This window comes from Algihabitans sp. (assembly GCF_965226985.1).
Taxonomy (GTDB): Bacteria; Pseudomonadota; Alphaproteobacteria; order Kiloniellales; family DSM-21159; genus Algihabitans.
This window is the reverse complement of the sequence record NZ_OZ245712.1, coordinates 3,210,755-3,230,859: the sequence shown is the minus strand read 5'-3', so window position 1 is coordinate 3,230,859 and position 20,105 is coordinate 3,210,755. Positions and strand designations below refer to the sequence as shown.

Annotated in this window: 20 protein-coding genes; 12 read left to right on the top strand and 8 right to left on the bottom strand. The window is 67.5% G+C overall.

Translation table 11 applies throughout. The features are described from left to right. The first annotated feature begins 147 nt into the window (after positions 1-147). On the top strand, positions 148-753 hold the full coding sequence (locus ACO054_RS14760) for a hypothetical protein (protein ID WP_421707349.1): 606 nt from the start codon (positions 148-150) through the stop codon (positions 751-753). 67 nt (positions 754-820) lie between these two features. Here ACO054_RS14760 and ACO054_RS14755 read toward each other — a convergent pair whose 3' ends face one another. Continuing rightward, complete coding sequence (locus ACO054_RS14755) at positions 821-1,549, bottom strand: helix-turn-helix transcriptional regulator (protein WP_421707348.1); 729 nt, start codon at positions 1,547-1,549, stop codon at positions 821-823. Positions 1,550-1,636: 87 nt separating this feature from the next. On the opposite strand from ACO054_RS14755, the gene ACO054_RS14750 reads away from it, so the two are divergent. Next, complete coding sequence (locus tag ACO054_RS14750; protein WP_421707347.1) at positions 1,637-2,524, top strand: DMT family transporter; 888 nt, start codon at positions 1,637-1,639, stop codon at positions 2,522-2,524. A gap of 8 nt (positions 2,525-2,532) precedes the next feature. On the opposite strand, the gene ACO054_RS14745 is transcribed toward ACO054_RS14750, so the two are convergent. Next, positions 2,533-2,961: a metallopeptidase family protein gene (locus ACO054_RS14745; protein ID WP_421707346.1), complete on the bottom strand. Its 429-nt coding sequence runs from the start codon at positions 2,959-2,961 to the stop codon at positions 2,533-2,535. 196 nt (positions 2,962-3,157) lie between these two features. Here ACO054_RS14745 and ACO054_RS14740 point away from each other — a divergent pair, with 196 nt between their 5' ends. Next, positions 3,158-3,484, top strand: coding sequence for a 4a-hydroxytetrahydrobiopterin dehydratase (locus ACO054_RS14740; RefSeq protein WP_421710369.1), 327 nt, complete (start codon positions 3,158-3,160; stop codon positions 3,482-3,484). A gap of 13 nt (positions 3,485-3,497) precedes the next feature. Here ACO054_RS14740 and ACO054_RS14735 read toward each other — a convergent pair whose 3' ends face one another. Genes ACO054_RS14735 through ACO054_RS14725 form a run of 3 tightly spaced genes read right to left on the bottom strand, consistent with a single transcriptional unit; the run spans position 3,498 to position 6,774 of the window. Next, complete coding sequence (locus ACO054_RS14735) at positions 3,498-4,751, bottom strand: methyltransferase (RefSeq protein ID WP_421707345.1); 1,254 nt, start codon at positions 4,749-4,751, stop codon at positions 3,498-3,500. Further along, a complete protein-coding gene (locus tag ACO054_RS14730; RefSeq protein ID WP_421707344.1) occupies positions 4,748-5,719 on the bottom strand; it encodes an NADPH:quinone oxidoreductase family protein in 972 nt (323 codons plus the stop codon). Before ACO054_RS14730 ends, ACO054_RS14735 begins: the two co-directional genes overlap by 4 nt. Positions 5,720-5,745: 26 nt before the next feature. Next, the gene (locus ACO054_RS14725) at positions 5,746-6,774 is read right to left on the bottom strand and encodes an asparaginase (protein ID WP_421707343.1); all 1,029 of its coding nucleotides are present in this window, start codon (positions 6,772-6,774) and stop codon (positions 5,746-5,748) included. A gap of 208 nt (positions 6,775-6,982) precedes the next feature. Between ACO054_RS14725 and ACO054_RS14720 the strand changes: the two genes are divergently transcribed. Further along, entirely contained in the window at positions 6,983-7,519 is a 537-nt protein-coding gene (locus ACO054_RS14720) for an RNA methyltransferase (protein WP_421707342.1), read from the top strand. Between the two features lie 63 nt (positions 7,520-7,582). On the opposite strand, the gene ACO054_RS14715 is transcribed toward ACO054_RS14720, so the two are convergent. Both ACO054_RS14715 and ACO054_RS14710 read right to left on the bottom strand, forming a co-directional pair. Continuing rightward, a complete protein-coding gene (locus ACO054_RS14715; protein WP_421707341.1) occupies positions 7,583-8,257 on the bottom strand; it encodes a ChrR family anti-sigma-E factor in 675 nt (224 codons plus the stop codon). After that, positions 8,254-8,847 (bottom strand): sigma-70 family RNA polymerase sigma factor, encoded by a 594-nt coding sequence (locus ACO054_RS14710; RefSeq protein WP_421707340.1) that lies wholly within the window; start codon positions 8,845-8,847, stop codon positions 8,254-8,256. The genes ACO054_RS14715 and ACO054_RS14710 overlap by 4 nt, the downstream gene beginning before the upstream one ends. Positions 8,848-9,133: 286 nt before the next feature. On the opposite strand from ACO054_RS14710, the gene ACO054_RS14705 reads away from it, so the two are divergent. The 3 genes from ACO054_RS14705 to ACO054_RS14695 all read left to right on the top strand — a co-directional run bounded on the left by ACO054_RS14705 (position 9,134) and on the right by ACO054_RS14695 (position 12,227). After that, entirely contained in the window at positions 9,134-9,661 is a 528-nt protein-coding gene (locus ACO054_RS14705; protein ID WP_421707339.1) for an invasion associated locus B family protein, read from the top strand. A 70-nt stretch (positions 9,662-9,731) separates the two neighbouring features. After that, positions 9,732-10,874 carry a 23S rRNA (adenine(2503)-C(2))-methyltransferase RlmN gene (rlmN, locus tag ACO054_RS14700; RefSeq protein ID WP_421707338.1) on the top strand — a complete coding sequence of 381 codons (1,143 nt, stop codon included), beginning with the start codon at positions 9,732-9,734 and terminating at the stop codon, positions 10,872-10,874. A 126-nt stretch (positions 10,875-11,000) separates the two neighbouring features. Next, the gene (locus ACO054_RS14695) at positions 11,001-12,227 is read left to right on the top strand and encodes an argininosuccinate synthase (RefSeq protein WP_421707337.1); all 1,227 of its coding nucleotides are present in this window, start codon (positions 11,001-11,003) and stop codon (positions 12,225-12,227) included. A gap of 232 nt (positions 12,228-12,459) precedes the next feature. Here the strand turns inward: ACO054_RS14695 and ACO054_RS14690 are convergent, their stop codons facing one another. Next, entirely contained in the window at positions 12,460-12,726 is a 267-nt protein-coding gene (locus ACO054_RS14690; RefSeq protein ID WP_421707336.1) for a DUF1674 domain-containing protein, read from the bottom strand. A gap of 124 nt (positions 12,727-12,850) precedes the next feature. Here ACO054_RS14690 and htpX point away from each other — a divergent pair, with 124 nt between their 5' ends. The 5 genes from htpX to ACO054_RS14665 all read left to right on the top strand — a co-directional run bounded on the left by htpX (position 12,851) and on the right by ACO054_RS14665 (position 19,977). Next, the gene (htpX, locus tag ACO054_RS14685; RefSeq protein WP_421707335.1) at positions 12,851-13,726 is read left to right on the top strand and encodes a zinc metalloprotease HtpX; all 876 of its coding nucleotides are present in this window, start codon (positions 12,851-12,853) and stop codon (positions 13,724-13,726) included. A gap of 183 nt (positions 13,727-13,909) precedes the next feature. Next, positions 13,910-15,166 carry a multidrug effflux MFS transporter gene (locus ACO054_RS14680; RefSeq protein WP_421707334.1) on the top strand — a complete coding sequence of 419 codons (1,257 nt, stop codon included), beginning with the start codon at positions 13,910-13,912 and terminating at the stop codon, positions 15,164-15,166. A 317-nt stretch (positions 15,167-15,483) separates the two neighbouring features. Next, positions 15,484-16,800, top strand: a complete 1,317-nt coding sequence (locus tag ACO054_RS14675) for an aminotransferase class I/II-fold pyridoxal phosphate-dependent enzyme (protein ID WP_421707333.1) — start codon at positions 15,484-15,486, stop codon at positions 16,798-16,800. Between the two features lie 44 nt (positions 16,801-16,844). Then, entirely contained in the window at positions 16,845-19,277 is a 2,433-nt protein-coding gene (locus tag ACO054_RS14670; protein WP_421707332.1) for a DNA translocase FtsK 4TM domain-containing protein, read from the top strand. Position 19,278: 1 nt separating this feature from the next. Further along, positions 19,279-19,977 carry a LolA family protein gene (locus tag ACO054_RS14665; RefSeq protein WP_421707331.1) on the top strand — a complete coding sequence of 233 codons (699 nt, stop codon included), beginning with the start codon at positions 19,279-19,281 and terminating at the stop codon, positions 19,975-19,977. Positions 19,978-20,105: the final 128 nt, after the last annotated feature.

Genomic DNA, 20,105 nt, shown 5'->3' with positions numbered 1-20,105 from the left:
CAGCTATAGTTGAAGAGAGAGCTAGTGGAAAAGGGAAGCAGGGCATGACCGATCACCCTTTTCGGGGCGCCTCGGCCTGCCTTTGCAGTGCCACGATCGGGCTGATCGCTCACGCCCGTCTTGCGCTACACTCAACTGGCCATGCCGATGTCCTTTCCGCTGCACGCAACCTGTCTCGCGGTCTTCTGTTTCGCGAGCTTCGGCGATGTGGGCGACGCCCATGCGGCGACCGACTGTGCCGGTATTCCGAGCGATGCCACGCGGCTGGCCTGTTACGACGCGACCTATCGGGAGCCGGGGCAGGGTGCGCCGCGCTGGTCTTTGGTTGAGACCGTGGCCGCCCTCGACGACCGGCGCGAGGCCGAAGCCGCCGTCGAGGCTCTGGCGCCCTTCGAGGACCGGTTCGGGTCGCTGGTCCGCGCCTCGCTGCACCTAGCCTGCCGTGACGGCGGCCTGCAGGTCTGGGTCCACTTCGGTGGGGCCTATTTCTCGGAGCATGCGGGCGGGACCCGGATGACCTACCGGCTGGACGACGGTCCGCCACGCCAGCGCGACTTCGCAATCGCCAACGACCGCCGCAGCCTGGGATTCTGGACCGGCCGGGCGGCCGAGCTCTTTCTCAAGGAATTCGCGGGACGGCAAATTCTGACGGTTCAGGCGACGCCCTTCCGCACGAACCGGGCGACGGCGGTTTTCGATCTGACGGGCCTGCCGGCGGCCTTGCGGCGGGTGCGCGATATCTGCGCCGCCTGAGACCGAGCCGTTTCCCGAGGTGGAGGCGGCGCAGAACGGTCAGCGCAGAACGGTCAGCGCAGGACAGTCAGTTTCGACGGACAGCAAAGCTGCAGCGGCGGTCGCCGGACAGGCGATGTTCGCGACGCTCGACGATCACGTCCTTGCCCAAAGCCTTCTTGAACAACCGGGTCTCGCCGTCGCAGAGCGCGGGACAGGCGCAGGCCGCCGAGCGGATCGGGCAGTGGGCCTCCACCAGCAGGTACCAGCCGTCGGGCGAAACCTCGAGGGAGGCCTGATAGCCCTCGGCCGTCCGGCGTTTGGCCAGGGCCTCCAGCCGGGCCCGCAGGGGCATCTTGCGGTCGATGGTGCGGGCGTAGAGCTTGGCGAGGCGTTTGTCCCGCAGCGCGAGCACCTCGGCCGCACCTTTCTCGCCCAAGGCGGCTTGCAGACTGGTCAGGAGCTCGGCGGCGAGTTGGGCGTGGCCGTCTGCGGCTTCGCCGGCCGCCAGCTCCTCCGCCTTCGGCGTCAGGCTCCACAGCTTGGTGGGGCGGCCGACGCCGCCGCGTGCCAACTCGAAGCTGGTCAGGCCTTCGGCGCAGAGGCCATGCAAATGCTGCCGGGCGGCCATGTCGGTGACACCCAGGCTTTCGCTCAGGCGGGTCGCGGAACTGGGCCCGAAGTCCGCCAGCAGGGCCAGGATCCGGCCGCGCGTCGCACCCGGCCGGCGGGAGGCGGCAACCTCATCGCGCCTGTCGGTTGGGTTCGCCTCCGGTCTTTCCGGTTGCGGAACGCGGCGACTCGACGTGAAATCCATCTCTTCTGGTAAGCCGGCTTTCGGCGCTATGCAAGCGCGTCGGACGGCCAGCGCGCGCCTCCACCCCAAACGCGAAGCGGAGCTGGCATGCCTTCCGCCGTCTCTCCAGCGGTCTCCTCGCGCACCGGCTTCGGCATCGGCATGATGCTGCTGGGTATGGTGGGCATGGTCGCGATGGATGCCTGCGCCAAGTGGCTCAGCGGCGCCTACCCAATCAATCAGATCGTTTTCTTTCGCATGGCCTTCGGGCTCTTACCCGCCCTCGTCCTGGTTTGGGCCGAGGGCGGCTGGCCCAGCCTGCGGTCCGGTAACCTGAAGATGCAGGCCCTGCGCGCCCTGGCCGGGGCAGGGGCGATTTTCGCCTTCTTCACGAGCTTGCGCTATCTCGGCCTGGCGGAGGCCACGGCCATCGCCTTTGTCGCGCCGCTGGTGGTGACCGCGCTTTCGGTGCCGCTTCTGGGCGAAAGCGTGGGCTGGCGCCGCTGGACGGCGGTCACGGTCGGCTTCGTCGGGGCCATGATCATTCTGCGGCCAGGCTCCGAGGCCTTCCAATGGGCGGCGATCCTGCCGCTGGCGGCTGGTGTCTGCTATGCTCTAGCGTTGATCACGACGCGTGTGCTGGCACGGACCGACGCCAACGCAGCCATCGTCTTCTGGAACGCGCTGATCATCGCCGTCGCCGCAGGCCTCAGTCTGCCCTTCGCTTGGGTTACGCCCAGTTGGGGCGACCTTGGGCTCTTCGCCTTGATGGGACTGCTCGGCGGGGTCTCGATCTACTGGATCACGCTGGCCTTCCGGAACGCGCCGGCCGCCGTGCTGGCGCCCTTCGACTACTCGGCCTTGCTCTGGTCGACCCTGATCGGCTGGCTTATCTGGCGGGAACTGCCGGATGCCTGGGTCTGGGCGGGCGCCGTCCTCCTGATCGGCAGCGGTCTTTACGTGCTCTATCGGGAGACGCGGGCGAAGACGGCGTGAAGGTGCGGTCAGGCGCCCTGTTCGATGCGTTCCATATCGTCGTCGGAAAAGCCGAAGTGGTGGCCGATCTCGTGGATCAGCACATGGCGGACGATCCGCGTCAGATCCTCTTCGGTCTCGCACCAGTAGTCCAGCAAGGGGCGCCGGTAGAGGTAGACCATGTCGAGGGCCTGGGGCTGGTCGCTGACCGAGCGCTGCAGCAGATCGACTCCGCGATAGAGGCCCAGGAGGTCGAAGGGCGACTCCAGGTCCATCTCCTCCATCGTTTCCTCGTCGGGGAAGTCGTCGACGCGGATGACCAGACCACCCAAATGCTGCCGCAGTTCGGCCGGGATGGCCGCAAGCTGCTCGCGCGCCATGGCCTCAAGGTCGGCGAGGCTGGGCGGCGTCGAGGTCGCCTGCAGGTGGGCGTTCTTGGTCATGATGGCGAGACTCATGGGATCGGACCCTAACGCGGCTTGACCCGGGGGCCAAGCGCCGCCAAGTCCTGAGATCGGACGGAGAGGGATTCAGCGGGGAGGGATCGGGTAGAGCCGGCGGTTCGGCGGCTTCTGCCGATCCTTGCGGCGGCCGGCCATCCTGCCGGACGGCGTGGGATTCGTATGCGCGGCATAGCGCGGCAGACATAACGGCATTTGCGCGAACTGCAAGGGGAGTCACGGGGAAATGACGGCAAAGCTCACGGGCGAGGCGCGGACCCAGGCGCTAGCGGATCTGGACGGCTGGGCGGAGGCCGAGGGCCGGGACGCCATCGCCAAGACCTTCAAGTTCAAGGATTTCAACGCTGCCTTCGGCTGGATGACCCGCGTCGCCATGGCGGCGGAGATCGCCGACCATCACCCCGAATGGTTCAACGTCTACAACCGCGTCGAGGTGACGCTCTCCACCCACGATGCCGGCGGCCTGACGGAGAAGGATATCTCACTGGCCCGCCGCATGGATCGCTTCGCGGCTCAGTAGGCCCTCGGCCGGATCATGGCCCGGCCATCAGCAGAAGACGGTTTATGCCGCCGAAGACTTGGAGACAGGTGGCGATCTCACGCTCCAGCCGTTCGACTGGCAGATCGCGAAAGCGCTGTCCCAGGGCGTCGCGAATCTCGGCCAGACTGCGGTGTCCGTCGCAGAGTTCGGCGAAGGCGGCGGCCCGGGGCGGCAGCTGCAGCCGCAGGGGTAGGCCGTCGAAGGCTCCGGCTAGAGCGCCCTCTCGCTTGATCATGGCGGCGACCGCCGGACCTTCCCATTCGACCCAGGTCGGTATGGCTGTCGGCTGTGAGTCCAGCGGCGTACGCGTACCTTGGCTGAGGTACAGCGTATGTGTCTTCAGGTTGCCGGCTAGCTGTTCGGCCAGGCCCGCACGTTCCAGAGCCGAGAAGCCCTCCAACCGGTTCAGCAGGTCGGCAGGCAGGTAGGTGGCGGGATCGTAGCGCAGTGGTTCGATCCAGGCGGCGATCTCCAGCCCGGCCTCCGCGACCAGCTCTGCCAGCTCCGGTACGGAGTAGGCGACGTCCCGCTCGTGCAGTAGCAGGTCGACCAGTTCGGCGTCGCTGCGCTTGTGGTCGCCCAGGATCGGGTTGCGCGCGAAGCGGTTGGTTTTCGGCAGCTTGGGCAGCAGGCCTTTGGCGAGCCGAACCCGGGCCTGCAGGTCCAGGCCGTGGCCTAAGCGCCGCAGGGCGTCCTGGAGTTCGTAGACCCCGCTGCGGCCGAAACGGCCGTAGACCATGATCCCGAGACCCCCAGCGGGTGTCAGCGCCTCGGCAAGCTGGCGCAGGCCGGCCGCCGGATCGGCCAGATGATGCAGCACGCCGCAGCAGTCGATGTAGTCGAACTGCCCGAGACCGAGGCTCGCCAGGTCTTCGATGGCACCGCTGTGGAAACTGACGTTGGTCAGTCCGCGCCGGCGCAGGCGCGCTTCGCAGATGGCGCGCGAGGCCTTGGAGAGGTCGAGGTAGACCACCTCGGCGCCCGGCACGCCCGCGTCCGCCAGTTGCTGGGCGAGCATGACCGTACCGTCACCGGTCCCGCCGCCCGCCACCAGGGCGCGGAAGCCGGCCGGCAGGGGCGCGCCGGCTCGAAGGTAGTGCCGGATCTCCAGCAGCCGGCTCGGCGAGCCGGTGATCAGACGCCTGGATTCCTCGGCAGCATCGCGCGCCGGATAGGGATAGGCTTCGTACTGGGCGGCGACGGGATCGTCGTCGCCGCCGACCGCGCGGTCACCGGCATCGCTCACGGGCGGATCACCACCTTACCCGCCGTCTTGCGTCCGCGCAGATCCGCCAGCGCCTGGGCGCCCTGCTCGAGCGGATAGCTTTTGCTCACGTAGGGCTTGATCCGGCCGGCCTTGTACCAGGCGAAGAGCTCGGCGAACTGCGCGGCCAGCCGGTCCGGCGCCATCTTCCTGTTGGAGCCCCAGTACATGCCGTGGACGGAGACGTTCTTGACCAGCAGGATGTTGGCCGGGATCTGCTGCACCTCGCCGGCGGCGAAGCCGATCACCACCAGCCGTCCGCCCCAGGCTGTGGCGCGCAGGGAGGCCTCGAAGACCGGCCCGCCGACGGGATCGAAGACCACGTCGACCCCACGACCGTCGGTCAGATCGCGCATGCGGGTCTTCAGGTCTTCCCGGCGGTAGTCGATGGTGTCGTCGGCGCCGTGGTCGCGGGCGACCTGAAGCTTCTCGGGGCCGCCGGCCGAGGCGATCACCCGCGCCCCCATTGCCTTGCCGCATTCCACTGCCGCCAGGCCGACGCCGCCGGCCGCGCCGTGCACCATCAGGGTCTCGCCGGGCTGCAGGTCGGCGTGCCAGCGTAGCGCGCCGTGCGCCGTTCCGTAGGTCACCGCGAAGCCGGCCGCTGTCTCGAAGTCCATCTCGTCGGGAAGAGGGAAGAGGTCGCTCTGCCGGGCGACGGCGTACTCCGCGAAGGCGCCCAGGCCGGTGAGCGCCATGACGCGCTGGCCGGGCGCGACGGTGGAAACGCCGTCACCGATCCGCGCCACCGTTCCGGACAGCTCCAGGCCGGGTGCGAAGGGCGGCTCCGGCTTTTCCTGGTACTGTCCCCGAACGATCAGGGTGTCGGCAAAGTTGACGCCGGCGGCGGCGACTTCGATCAGAACCTCATCGGGGCCCGGTTCGGGGCGGTCCAGTTCACCGGGTCCGACCGAGGTACCGTCGAGAGCGCTGCAGACCAGAGCGCGCATGGTTTCTCCCGTCTCCCGTCTGAATTTCAGGTGATGGCTTCGGGGGCGAGGCGGATGGTACCCACTGTCTCCCCCCGCCGATTGACGATCGGTGGCTCCATCAGGGGGGCGAGCACCTGCTGCGCGCCCTCGTCCAGAACGCCGAGCCGCGCGAGCAGGCCGAGCATCACGACCTCGCTGGCGCGCTTGTTACCGTCGTCGATCTTGACGGCCACACCCAAGCCCAGCTCCGGAACCGCGCCGGCGAAAACGCCTTCGGCCCCCGTCTTCACCAGGGCGCGGCCCTGGGTGGCCGCGATGACCTTCGTGCAGAAGCGCTCGTGCCCGGCGACCATGACGGGATGTTCCGCCATGGCGCGGCGCACCCGCGCGCAGGCGGCCTGGCGCCCTTCGGGCTGATCGTCGGGCTGAGCGAAGCGCGCGAAAGCCAAGGCCAGGTTGCCGAGCGGCAGGCCATACTGAGGGATGCCGCAACCGTCGATGCCTCGGGGTGCGACGCGCAGATCCAGCCCGCTCATCGTCTCCAGGATCCCGAGTACGCTCTGTTGCACCGGATGGGCGAAGTCGATGTAGCCCTCGGTCGGCGCGCCCAGGTGCTTGGCCAGAGTCAGGAAGCCGCTGTGCTTGCCCGAACAGTTGTTGTGGGCCGCGGTTGGGGTTTCGCCGTGGGCGGCCAGGGCCCGCAGACTCGCCTCGTGGTAAGGCCAGTGGGCGCCGCATTCCAGGTCGTCGGGCGACAGTCCGAGGCGCTGCAGCCAGTGTTGGGCCGCCTCGGCGTGCAGCGGCTCGCCGTCATGGCTGGCACAGGCCAGGGCCACCTCGGCATCGCTGACCGCGAAGGCCTCCGCCGCCTTGGACTCGACCAGAGCCAGGGTCTGCAGCGGCTTGATCGCGGAGCGTGGATAGATCGTTCGGTCCACACCGCCCGCCGAGAGCAGGATCCGGCCTTCGATGTCGCAGACGGCGAAGGCACCGCGATGGATGCTTTCCACCATGTCGCCGCGCGTCACCTCGACCAGCACGGGGTTGTCGGCCGGCGTCAAACGGGCGGTCACGGAGGTTGTCGGGTCTTCGCCGCGACCGGACTCTTCGCTGTGAGCAGGATCTTCGCGGGGACTTTCGGGCGGGCAGGCAGGCGGGCACATAAGCGGTTCGAACTCGTCGAGGGACGGAAAAGGCGGGACGCCGCATTCAGCGGCAACCTTGCCGAAGCCTTGGCGGTCATGCAAGGAAGGGCCGCGATCCGATCGGGAAGGCGGAGCGATGCGCGGTTATTTCGGTTTCGGTGTGGAGGCCATCAGCAAGCCCATGAACCTGGGAACGCTGATGCGGTCGGCCCATGCCTTCGGTGCCAGTTTCTTTTTCACGCTCGACGCGGTCTTTTCGCCACGTCAGGTGCGCCAGTCTGACACCTCGGACGCCTCCAAGCATCTGCCGCTCTACGTCTGGGACAGGCTGGATGAGATGCAGTTGCCGCGTGGCTGCAGCCTGGTGGGCGTCGAGCTGACGGAGGAGGCGGTGGAGCTTCCCAGCTTTCGCCACCCGCTGGCCGCGGCCTACGTGCTGGGGCCGGAGCGGGGATCGCTCTCGCCCCAACTCCAGGAACGCTGCGATCTGCTGGTCAAGATCCCCACCCGCTTCTGCGTCAACGTCGGGATCGCGGGTGCGCTGGTGATGTACGACCGAACAGTGTCGATGGGACGTTTCGCACCGCGTCCGGTTACGGCCAATGCGTTGCCCGAACCTCTGCCGGCGCACGTTCACGGCGCCCCGGTGATTCGGACACCGAAGCCCGACTAGACTTCCGATCTGCAGCAAGTTGCTCCGACCGAGCGGCCAGTGGTCGGTCGGCCAAAACGTGTATCAATGCCGGATGAAGGGATTGATCAGCCGCCCGAGGAACCCGGTCAAGCGGATCGGGGCGTCGCTGACCACCAGGCAGAGGCACATCCCGCCGGCTTCTGCGACCGGAGCATGCTCCATGGAGCCGTCGGCAACCTGAACGTCGCCGCGGGCAAAGCGGCCGGACGCGTCCCGATAGGCCCCCTCCAGCACCAGGGTCACCTCCAGGCCGCCGTGGGTGTGGCGCGGTGCGCCGACGCCGGGCGAGATCCGCATCAGGCGCGTGCGCGTACCGTCGTTGCTCAGTCGCAAGTCGACTTCCTCGACACCGCGCAGCACCGGCTTCCACGGTAGGGCGTCCAGATCCGGGCCCACGTAGTCCCGCAGGACGGACGGCAGAGCGATGCCGTCGACCGGCTGCGGCTTCACCGGCGCGCAGATCTGCTGGTTCGGCGCCGAAGCCTCGTCGGGCAGCAGCCGAATCAGATCGAGCGTACGCTCCAGGGCGCTGTCGGACAGAGCCGCCGGCTCAAGCTGCTCCAGCAACGCGCCGCCCACCGTTTCGTATTCCTCGACCTCCACCCGCGACTCCGGGTTCAGGGCCATGTGGCTAGCGACCACAAGCGACAGCGGCTCGTTCAGCGCGCCGGTCGCGTAGGCCAAAAGCATTTCTTCGGGAACGCGAGATACCGTCATGACTCCAAACTCTCCTCGCGCAGAGCCTTCCGCAGGCGGCCCATCGCCAGGCGCAAACGCGACTTTACGGTTCCGAGCGGCAACTCGGTCTCCTCCGCGATCGTGCCGTGGGCCTTATCCTCGAAATAAGCCATACGCACCACTTCAGCCTGTTCGGGCGGCAGTGTCCTCAGCGCTTGCCGCACTCGTTCGTCGCTCTGACCCCGTTCCAGCTGCCCGTCCGCCGCCGGGGCCGGGTCGGGCTGCAGACAGGGGTCGGCCGGATCGAACTCCGGCCGCCGTTCGCGGCGCAGCGCGTCGATCCGCTTGTTGCGGGCGATGCGGAAGATCCAAGTCCCCACGCTGGCCTGTGCGGGATCGAAGGTCTCGGCCCGCCGCCAAACCATGATCATGGCTTCCTGGGCCAGCTCTTCCGCCGCGCCCGCCTCCGCGCCCAGCCGCATGAGATAGGCTTTCAGCCGCGGAGCGAAATGTCGGAACAACTCCGTAAAAGCAACCCGGTCGCGACCTTGTGCGACTGCGAGCAGCAATTGCTCCGGTGTCGGCGTTCCAACATCCGGATCGACGGTATCCCTAGGAGTCATCGCCATATCAAACGCGATTGCCCCGGATCCTGCAACAGAGACCGCAACAGTTGGAATCGCAGATCTGTCAGTTTCCGCAGGGGACGTCTGCTGCATAACCACTCCCTTTTGCTGAGAGATCTTACGCAGCGGCTTCGCGATCGGATCATCGCCGTGGCCAGACTATACCTGTTCGTACGAAAGACGGCGGTTCACGGGGCTCGCGCGATGTTGAAGGGGCGTCACGAAAATTCCAAGACTTTGCCGCGTTGCGGGGACTGGCGGCGCGCGTCGCGACACCTATAATGCCGCCATGGCCAAGCATCTGACATCTCTGGCGTTCGCCGCGACGCTGTCCGCCGCCCTGACCCTCGTCTCTGCTCTGCCAGCTGCGGCACAGACGGTTCAGCGCGTCGGCGACTTCACCGACTGGAGCGCCTTTCAAGCCCAGGAGAACGACCAGCCCGTCTGCTTCATCGTCAGCCGGCCGAAAAAGGACGAGGGCAACTACACCCGGCGCGGAGACATCTACGCCATGGTCGCCCAGCGCCCAGAGGAAAGCCGTATCGACGAGGCGACCTTCATCGCCGGCTATACCTTCCGGCCTGAGAGTGCGGTTACCGTCACCGTGGGCGAGCGGCAGTTCACCCTCTTCACCCAGGACGACGGGGCCTGGGCGCCGGACGACGAAACCAACCGGGCTCTGGTCCAGGCAATGATCAACGGGATCGAGATGGTGGTGCAGGGGGTGTCCTCGCGCGGGACCGCCACCCGCGACACCTATTCGCTGCGCGGTTTCACCGCCGCCTATCGTTCGTCGCGGGAAGCCTGCGGACTGTAGGAGCTGCGCCGCCGTCCCGCCGACGCCAGCTTTCTTGCCTGAGGGCGGCGCCTTGCTTAAGTAAGCTGCCATGTCGAACGCTGCCCATGCCGAGATTTTCGCGCCGCCCGCCGAGGGCGATGGCGCCCGCCGTCATCTGATCGGTCTCGATCTGGCCGAGATGACCTCGGCGCTGCGCGATCTGGGCGAACCCGCCTTCCGAGCCAAGCAGCTCTGGCAGTGGGTCTATCACCACGGCGCGACCGACTTCGCCGCCATGTCGAACCTCTCGAAGGCCTTCCGCGGCCGGCTGGCCGAGGCCTTCCGGCTCGACCGCCCCGGCGTCGCCAGCCATCAGGTCTCCAACGACGGGACGCAGAAGTGGCTGTTGACCTTCGCCGACGGCAACCAGGCGGAGATGGTCTACATCCCGGAAAGCGACCGGGGCACGCTCTGCATTTCCAGCCAGGTCGGCTGCACGCTGACCTGCAAGTTCTGCCACACCGGCACCCAGCGTCTGGTGCGCAACCTTTCCCCGGGCGAGATCGTCGGCCAGATCATGCTGGCCCGCGACTTTTTGGGCGAATGGCCGTCGCCGCGCGAAGATCGCGGTCTGACCAACATCGTGCTGATGGGCATGGGCGAGCCGCTCTACAACTACGACAACGTGGCCCAGGCCATGAAGATCGTCACCGATCCGCACGGCATCGCGCTCGGCCGGCGCCGAATCACCCTCTCCACCGCCGGCGTGGTCCCGATGATGCGTCGCTGCGGGGAGGAGCTGGGGGTCAATCTGGCGGTCAGCCTGCATGCCACCACCGACGAGGTGCGCGACCGCATCGTTCCGCTCAACAAGAAGTACCCCATCGCCGAGCTTCTGCAGGCCTGCCGCGACTATCCCGGCATCCACAACGCCCGGCGCATCACCTTCGAATATGTCATGCTGGCCGGCGTCAACGATTCCGACGAGGACGCGCGCCGGCTCGCGAACCTGCTGAAGGACGTGCCGGCCAAGGTCAACCTGATCCCCTTCAATCCTTGGCCGGGCAGCGCGTTCGAGTGTTCGAGCTGGGATCGGATCGAGCGCTTCTCGGACCTGCTGGCCGAACGCCATCTCTCGGCCCCCGTCCGCCGTCCGCGCGGCCGCGACATCCTCGCCGCCTGCGGCCAGCTCAAGAGCGCCAGCGAGCGAAAGAAGAAGTCGGAGCGGGAGGCGGCGAGTTCGCTCGCGTGACTCTGGCGTGCGCCGGGGCGCCAACAACAGGTTAGCGCCGCTTCGCAGCATCTCTTGCTCAGACGCCGCCGATCCCTATACTCCGCGCCGCTTTTCCCCGTCCGGTTCCGGAGTATCCCCCGTCCCATGTCCGCCCCTGCGTCCGAAATCAAGAAAGTCGTGCTCGCCTATTCCGGCGGGTTGGACACCTCCGTCATTCTCAAGTGGCTGCGCGAGACCTACGACTGCGAGGTCATCACCTTCACCGCAGACCTGGGTCAGGGGGAGGAGCTGGAGCCGGCGCGCCGGAAGGCGGAGCTGCTGGGCATCAAGCCGGAAAACATCTTCATCGAGGATCTGCGCGAGGACTTCGTGCGCGACTACGTCATGCCGATGTTCCGCGCCAACGCGCTTTACGAGGGCGTCTACCTGCTGGGCACCTCCATCGCCCGGCCGCTGATCGCCAAGCGGCAGATCGAGATCGCCGAGCAGACCGGCGCGGACGCCGTGGCCCATGGGGCCACCGGCAAGGGCAACGACCAGGTCCGCTTCGAGTTGAGTTACTACGCTCTCGATCCCGATATCCGCGTGATCGCCCCCTGGCGCGAATGGGACCTGACCAGCCGTACCAAGCTGATCGACTTCGCCGAACAGCATCAGATTCCCATCGCCAAGGACAAGCGCGGGGAGGCGCCCTTCAGCGTCGACGCCAACCTGCTGCACATCTCCGCCGAGGGAAAGATCCTGGAGGATCCCTGGGAGGCGCCGGACGAGCATGTCTTCTCCCGCAGCGTCGCGCCGGAGGAGGCGCCCGACCGTCCGACCTTCGTGGAGATCGACTTCGAACGCGGCGATCCAGTGGCGGTCGACGGCGAGCCTCTTTCACCGGCGGCCTTGCTGACTCGCTTGAACGAACTGGGCGGCGCCAATGGCATCGGCCGGGTGGATATGGTGGAGGGGCGCTTCGTCGGCATGAAGTCGCGTGGGATCTACGAGACGCCCGGCGGCACGATCTGGCAGGCGGCGCACCGGGCGATCGAGTCCATCACCCTGGATCGCGGCGCGCTGCACCTGAAGGACGAGCTGATGCCGCGCTATGCCGAGCTGATCTACAACGGCTTCTGGTTCAGTCCGGAACGGGAGATGCTGCAGGCCGCCATCGACCATAGCCAGGCGAAGGTCAACGGTCGCGTTCGTCTCAAGCTCTACAAGGGCGGCATCCAGGTCGTCGGACGCCAAAGTCCCGACAGCCTTTACAGCCTGGAGCATGTGACCTTCGAGGACGACGCGGTCTACGATCAGCGGGACGCGGAGGGCTTCATCAAGCTGAACGCCCTGCGACTGCGGCTGCTCTATCGTCAGCGCCAGGGATAGGAGTTGCACGCGGCCCGCCGCTTTTGCGCAAGGTTCATATCGTCAGAACGCGCTTCATCCTGAGCTTGTCGAAGGGTGCAGCGCAGCCGGCGCGAGCCGGCTTATCATAGGCTTACGTGCTGTTCGGGCCTGGCGGCCCGCGCTTCGCCCTTCGACAAGCTCAGGATGAAGCGCTCACGTGAGTGCGGTCAAAGGCTCACGTGAGTGCGGTCAAAGGCTCACGTGAGCGCCGTCAAAAGTCGTAGCAGATGCCCTTGCGTTCCCAGTCGCCGTAGCGGGTGGGCTCGGGGCCGCTGGGGCCGCCCAGCTCCTCAGGCTTGCGGTTGTCCGCGCCGACTTTCGCCTGGGTCTCCGCCTGGACTTCCTGCGCCGCCTTCGCGTCGGCTTCGGCGCGGGCCAGATCGGCCGGTGCGACACGGCGTTTGCCGGTCGGCGTCTCTGCAGCCGGCTTCGCGGGCTTTGCGTCGCGCGGACGATGGGACTTGAACAGTTCGAACATGTTGCTTGATATGGCGTCGAAACCTGGGGCTGCCAAGGCTTGAAGGGGTTTGCGCCGCCTGCCATCTGCTTGAGGGTCAGAAAACTTGATCTATCGATGAGACAGTAGGGACCCGCGTTTCCTCATGAACATGATGCGTACCTTCATGCTGATGGCGGCCATGACGGCGTTGTTCGTCGGCATCGGTTTCCTGCTGGGCGGCGAAGGCGGCCTGCTGATCGCGCTGGCGGTGGCCGGCGGCATGAACCTCTTCGCCTACTGGAACAGCGACAAGATGGTGCTGCGCATGTACGGCGCACGCCAGGTCGACGCCCAGACGGCCCCGACCCTTTACGCCCTGGTGGAGCAGTTGGCCGGGAATGCCAAACTGCCGATGCCCAAGGTCTACATCATCGAGAATCCGCAGCCGAACGCCTTCGCGACGGGGCGCAATCCCGAGAATGCGGCCGTCGCAGCCACCACCGGACTGCTGGAGCGCCTCTCGACCGAGGAGGTGGCCGGCGTGATGGCGCACGAGCTGGCCCACGTGAAGAACCGCGACACGTTGATCATGACGATCACCGCGACCTTGGCTGGTGCGATCTCCATGCTCGCCAACTTCGCGCTCTTCTTCGGTGGGAATCGCAACAACCCATTGGGCCTGATCGGCACTCTGGCCCTGATGATCCTGGCACCCCTGGCGGCGGCCCTAGTGCAGATGGCGATCAGCCGCTCGCGCGAGTACGAGGCCGACCGCATGGGCGCGGAGATCTCGGGGCGCCCGCTCTGGCTCGCCAGCGCGCTGGAGAAGATCCAGTCCAGCGCGGCGCAGATCGACAACCAGCCGGCCGAGCGCAACCCGGCGACGGCCCATATGTTCATCATCAACCCGCTGCATGCCCAGGCGGTCGACAGCCTCTTTTCGACCCACCCCAACACTGTCAACCGCGTCGCGCGTCTGCGCGCGCTCGCCGGCGAGATGGGGCAGGCGCCCCAGCCTAGCCCCTGGGGCGGGGCCTAAAGCACGCGGTTGCAGTCTTCGATACCTCTTCCGAAAGGGTGGTTCCGCGCCTGGACCCAGCCATGCGCGACCGGGATTTGCCGGACCGGCCGTCAGAGACCATGATCTACCCAGGTCAGTTCGGAAGAGTCCTTCCCAGGCGGAGGGCTCGCGCCCGTTCCTCAGCCGACAGGATGCGAAGACATGCCGCGCGACGAGGCGGCGCCAGCCCGCGATGCGGAGGAGGCGTCCCGGCCCAAACCGTCTCTGCTGATCTTGGTCGCCGTTTCGGCGATCGGGCCGCTGGCGCTCAATCTCTTTGTGCCCTCCATGCCGGGTCTGCAAGTCGACTTCGGCATTCCCTACGCGACGGCGCAGCTGACGCTGACGCTCTATCTGATCGGTCTCGCGGTGGCGCAGCTTATCTACGGGCCGCTGTCCGACCGCTTCGGCCGCCGACCGGTGCTGATCGGGGGACTCTGGTTGTTCGTGGCCGGCAGTCTCGCAGCGGCGGCGGCACCCAGCATCGAACTGCTGATCGCGGCGCGGCTCGCCCAGTCGTTGGGCGGCGCTGCCGGGATCGTGCTGGCCCGTGCCATCGTCCGGGACCTCTACGGCCGCGAGAAGGCGGCCAGCATGATCGGCTATATCACCATGGCCTGGGTTCTGGCGCCGATGGTCGCGCCCACCGTCGGCGGGCTGCTGGATCAGGCCTTCGACTGGCGCGCCGGTTTCTGGCTACTAGCCGGCGCGGGCGTCGCCGTGGTGCTGACCTGCCACCTCTACCTCTACGAGACCCATCACACGCGCAGCCTCGCTGCCGGTTGGCGTGGCCTGTGGGGGGCCTATCGCGGCCTGTTGCGGCACCCCCGCTTCAACGCTTACGCCTTGACCACCGGTTTCACCTCCTCGGTCTTCTTCTCCTTCCTCGCCGGCGCTCCCTACGTGATGGTCGAGGTCCTGGGCCGCAGCCCGGTGGAGTACGGTCTCTGGTTCGTGCTCTCCGGCCTCGGCTACATGACGGGGAACGGCCTGGCCGGACGTTTTTCCGAGCGTCTTGGCGTCGAGCGCATGGTGGCGCTCGGCACCCTGCTGGCGTTCCTCGGTGCCGCCGCCGCACTCGGCCTGTTTCTGGCCGGATTCTTGGCTCCCTGGGCGCTGTTCGTGCCGATGATGCTGGTGGCGCTCGGCAACGGCCTCGCCATTCCCAACGGAATCGCCGGCGCGGTCAGCGTCGATCCGCGTCTGGCCGGCACGGCGGCCGGGTTGGCGGGTTTTCTGCAGCTCGGCCTCGGTGCCGCCACCAGTCAGTCGGTTGGCTTTCTGCAGAGCTTCGAGCCCTTCGCCGTGGTTTACGTCATGACGCTGGGGGCTCTGCTCGCCGTTCTGGTTCACTGGCTGGCCTGTCGCCTCTGGCGCGAGCCGGAGCGGGGCGGCGACGAAGCGGCTGCAGACGGCTGATGGAACTGGCATACTAGATCTAGCGTTTATAGCCTGCGAATCGGCGACGACTCGGATTCGAATCGGGGACGTGAACAAACACGATTCGTTCTGACGACATCTTGGGAGTCGCGCTCTGGCGACCCCTAGGGCTTGCTAAACCTTTGATCGGACGGGTTATCGTTTTTGCTTTGTCCCAAGCTTCGCGGGGCATGGTACATAGAATGTTCACCGCAAGAGGCGCACATCCCGGGCGTTCGGCCTGATCTCCGTCAGTCCTGATCTCCGTCGGTCTGAGGGGGGCGCCCGATGCCAGAGAGGGAGAAGAGGGGTCGTCCATGTCCACGGCGCCCGATAGGGCCGCGTCGGCCGAGCTGCAGCCACTGAACGAGGCGCAGACCGGCGCGCCGCAAAGTCTCGTCCTGCCCCATCAGGGGCCGGCGCGGCGGCGCGATCCGCGCGACTTTCATCCTTTTCTGCGGCTCAACGCTCTTCTGGCGGACATTCCGCCCGGGTCGTCTCCGGCGCCCGATGGAAAGCCGATCAATCTGTCCGTGGGCGATCCGCAGATCGCGCCGCCTGCCTACCTTCTCGAGGACCTGACGGCGGATCTGGGCGCTTGGGGCCGCTATCCGCCGCCGCGCGGGACGAACGATCACGCCGAGGCCTGCGTCGCCTATCTGGAGCGCCGCTACAACCTGCCTGCGGGTTGGCTCGACCCGGCGCAGCACGTGCTGCCGGTGCCGGGGAGCCGGGAAGGCCTGTTCTTTGCCGCTCTGGCTCTCGCGACGGCCGGCGCCGACAGGGAGCCGGAGCGCAATGCCGTGTTGCTGCCCTCGCCCGGCTATCACTGCTACATGGGCGCGGCTGCCGTGGCGGGGCTCGCGCCGGTCTTCGTGCCGGCCACGGCGGAAAGCAACTTCCTGCCCGATCTCGCCGCCCTACCGGCGCATACCCTCGGCACCAGCCTGCTGGCCTACCTCTGCAGTCCCTCCAATCCGCAGGGTACGGCTCTCGATCTGGAGGGGTGGCGGGCCACGCTGCACTTGGCGCGGGCCTGCGGTTTCGCGCTGATGGCGGACGAATGCTACGCCGACGTCTATCTCGACAGCCCGCCGACCGGGGCGCTCGAGGCCGCGGTCGCGGAAGGCGGGTCGCTGGACGGGCTGCTGGTTTTCCACTCGCTGTCCAAGCGGGCCAGCGCTGCCGGACTGCGCTGCGGGTTCATCGCCGGCGATCCGGCCCTGATCGAGCGGGTCGACGCCTGTTTGCGTATCGGCGGTGCCGGCGTACCGCTGCCGATTCAGCGCGCCGGCACCCGCCTCTGGCGCGACGAGGCGCTGCCCGAGACCAGCCGCGCGTACTACCGCGATCTTTTTGCGCGGGCGGAGCGGATCCTCGCGGGGCGCTACGGCTACAGCCGTCCCTCCGGCGGCTTCTTTCTCTGGCTCGACGTGGGCGACGGCGAGGCGGCGGCCCGCAAGCTCTGGGCCGAGGCCGGACTGCGCGTCCTGCCGGGTGCCTACATGGCCGGACCCGCCGATTTGCCGGACAACGCCGGCGCGCGCTACATCCGGGTCGCGCTCGTCTACGATGGCGAGACCACGGAGCGGGCGCTGGCTCGCCTCGTCGAGGTGCTCGGCGACGGGCTGTAACGAAGACGACCTGACAGGAACGGACAGAGGCACGTCTAGGGATCATGGCACTTCAGGGAGCAGCGAGCGGCAAGCGGCGCGGCGGTGGCAAGACCGCCGGCGGACGTCGGCTCTTGCCGGCCGGTGCCGGCGATTTCCTGAGGAAGCGCGGCGCCGAGGCGCTCGGCGGCCTGGCGCTGATGTTCGGTTTGGCTGGACTGCTGGCCTTGCTGACCTATCACCCCGGCGATCCCGGTCCGAACGTCGCGACCGATGCGGCCGCGCGCAACCTGCTGGGCGGTCCCGGCGCCTGGATCGCCGACTTCTCTCTGGCCACGCTGGGGCTCGCGGCAAGTCTGGTGTCCCTCGTGCTGTTGGGCTGGGCTTGGCGCCTGCTGCGCGACAAGGCCTTGCCGCGCTGGGGGCTGCGCCTGGCCCTCTTCCCCCTCATGCTGTTGCTGGCCGCGACGGCTCTGGACGGCTTGCCACGCCCCGATGGCTGGGTGCAGGCCGCAGGTCCCGGCGGCTTTGTCGGCGACCTGCTGCTGGCCCGCCTGACGCAGCTGCTGTCCCTGTTCGGGCCCTGGCCGGACTGGATCGGGGCCGCTCTGGCGGCGGTTCCCGCTACAGCGGCCTTTGTCTATCTGGTCGCTCTAGAGGGCGGCGAATACCGGGCCGCGGGACGCGGCCTGAGGCGCGCCTCTGTCTTCGCCGGTCAAGCTCTGGCTGCCGGTTACCGCGGTGTTCGCCAGCTGACGGCACGGCCGCAGCCCGAAGAGGTAGGGCAAGCTGGAGCGGCTGTCCGTAAACGCCGGCGCCGGGCCGAACCGCACTTCGGGGCCGGGGCGGAAGAAGAGGCGCCGAACCCGCCGCCTACCGCCAAGCCGGCGGTGGCGACGCGGGTGGAGCCCAAGTCGAAGCCGCAGCCCGGCAAGCGCGGGCGGGACGCGGCCCAGGGCCGGCTCGCGCTGGAGAACGGCAGCTACGAACCACCGCCGCTGGCGCTGCTGGCTGAGCCGCCGCGCAGTCGTGAGGGCGCCCAAAGCCAGGACGCCCTGGAGAAGAACGCGCGGCTGCTGGAGGGCGTGCTGGAGGACTTCGGGGTCAAGGGCGAGATCGTGAAGGTCCGTCCCGGCCCGGTGGTGACCCGCTATGAGCTGGAGCCGGCGCCCGGCACCAAGACCAGCCGCGTGGTCAACCTCGCCGACGACATCGCCCGCTCCATGTCGGCGATCTCCGTGCGCGTCGCCGTCGTGCCCGGCTCCAGCGTGATCGGGATCGAGCTGCCCAACGCCAAGCGCGAGACGGTCTATCTGCGCGAGCTGCTGGCGGCCGATGCTTTCGAGAAGGCGGGCGGGAACTTGCCGCTGGTGCTCGGCAAGGATATCGGCGGCAATCCGCAGCTCGTCGATCTCGCCCGCATGCCGCACCTGTTGGTGGCCGGTACGACCGGTTCGGGCAAGTCCGTCTCCGTCAACGCCATGATCGTCTCGCTGCTCTACCGTCACGGGCCGGACAGGTGCCGCTTCATCATGGTCGACCCCAAGATGCTGGAGTTGAGCGTCTACGACGGCATCCCCCATCTGCTCAGCCCGGTGGTGACCGAGCCGAAAAAGGCCGTGGTCGCGTTGAAATGGGCCGTGCGCGAGATGGAGGAGCGCTACCGCGCCATGAGCCGGCTCGGCGTGCGCAACATCGACGGCTACAACGCGCGGATCGAACAGGCGCAGAAGTCGGGCGAAGTCCTGACCCGGCGAGTGCAGACCGGCTTCGACCCCGACACCGGGCAGCCTATCCACGAGGAACAGCCCTTCGAGCTGGAGACGCTGCCTTACATCGTGGTGATCGTCGACGAGATGGCGGACCTGATGCTGGTCGCCGGCAAGGAGGTGGAGGCAGCGATCCAGCGTCTGGCGCAGATGGCGCGCGCAGCCGGTATCCACCTGATCATGGCGACGCAGCGTCCCTCGGTCGACGTCATCACCGGCACCATCAAGGCCAATTTCCCGACCCGCATCTCCTTCCAGGTGACCAGTAAGATCGACAGCCGGACGATCCTGGGCGAGTCGGGCGGCGAACACCTGTTGGGCATGGGCGACATGCTCTACATGGCCCACGGCGGCCGGATCGCCCGCGTCCACGGTCCCTTCGTCAGCGACCAGGAGGTCGAGGAGGTCGTGGCCTACCTGAAGGCGCTGGGCGAACCGAGCTACGTCGAGGGAGTGACAGACGAACTGGACGGCGGCAGCGGCGACCTGGGTCTGATGGGCGGCGGACCCGGCGGGGGCAGCGGCAACGAGCTGTTCGACCGCGCCGTCGCGGTGGTGGCCCAGCACCGCAAGGCCTCGACGTCGTTCATCCAGCGTCAACTTCAGATCGGGTACAATCGCGCTGCGAACCTCGTAGAAGAGATGGAGGCGCAGGGCATCGTCGGGCCGGCCAACCATGTCGGCAAGCGCGAGATTCTGTTGCCCGACCACGGACCGGACGGAGACTAGAGTGGTACGCCTGTTCCAATACGCCTTACGGACCGTTACGCCCGGGCTGCTTGCCGCCCTGCTGACAACCGCCCTATTCGGCGGCGCGGCCCTCGCTCAAGATGCCGCGGAACCTTGGCGCAAGCCCGAGCCCTTGACGGCCGAGGATCGCGAAGACCTGAAGCGGGCGGAGGACTACCTGAACCAGATCGGGACTGTGCACGGTCGCTTCGTGCAGATCACCTCGACGGGCCACTTCAGTGAGGGCGACATCTATCTGCGCCGGCCCGGCGAACTGCGCTTCGAGTACGACGCGCCGGTGCCCTTGCTGCTGATCTCCGATGGCCACACCATGGTCATGTACGACAAGTCCATCGAGAGCGCTTCGCAGCTCCCCCTGTCGCAGTCGCCGCTCTGGTTCCTGACCCGCGATCCGATCGACTTCACGGACACTGTCGAGATCCTTGCGGTTGAGCGCGGCCAGGGCGCGCTGTTGGTTTCGATGCTCGGCGGGAGCGCGCTGGGCAAGGCGCAGGTCGACCTGTTGTTCAGCGACAGCCCCCTGGAATTGCGCCGTTGGAGCGTGGTCGACGAGCAGGGCTACATCATTCAGGTCTCTCTGGTGGACACCCAGTTCGACATCGCTCTGGAAGACTCGCTCTTTCAGTACCGGGATCTTCCGAACTTGGGCCTCGAGGGGCGCAGCGGCGGCAACAACTGAGCCGCCGCGGCTGCGAACCGGACTGGCCCGTCTCCTTATCCTGCGCTCTTCCGCCCGCTCGACCGGTCGCCCGCCGTCTTCTTCAAGACGATGCCACATTTGCGCGGCCACAATTGCCTGGTCGTGTT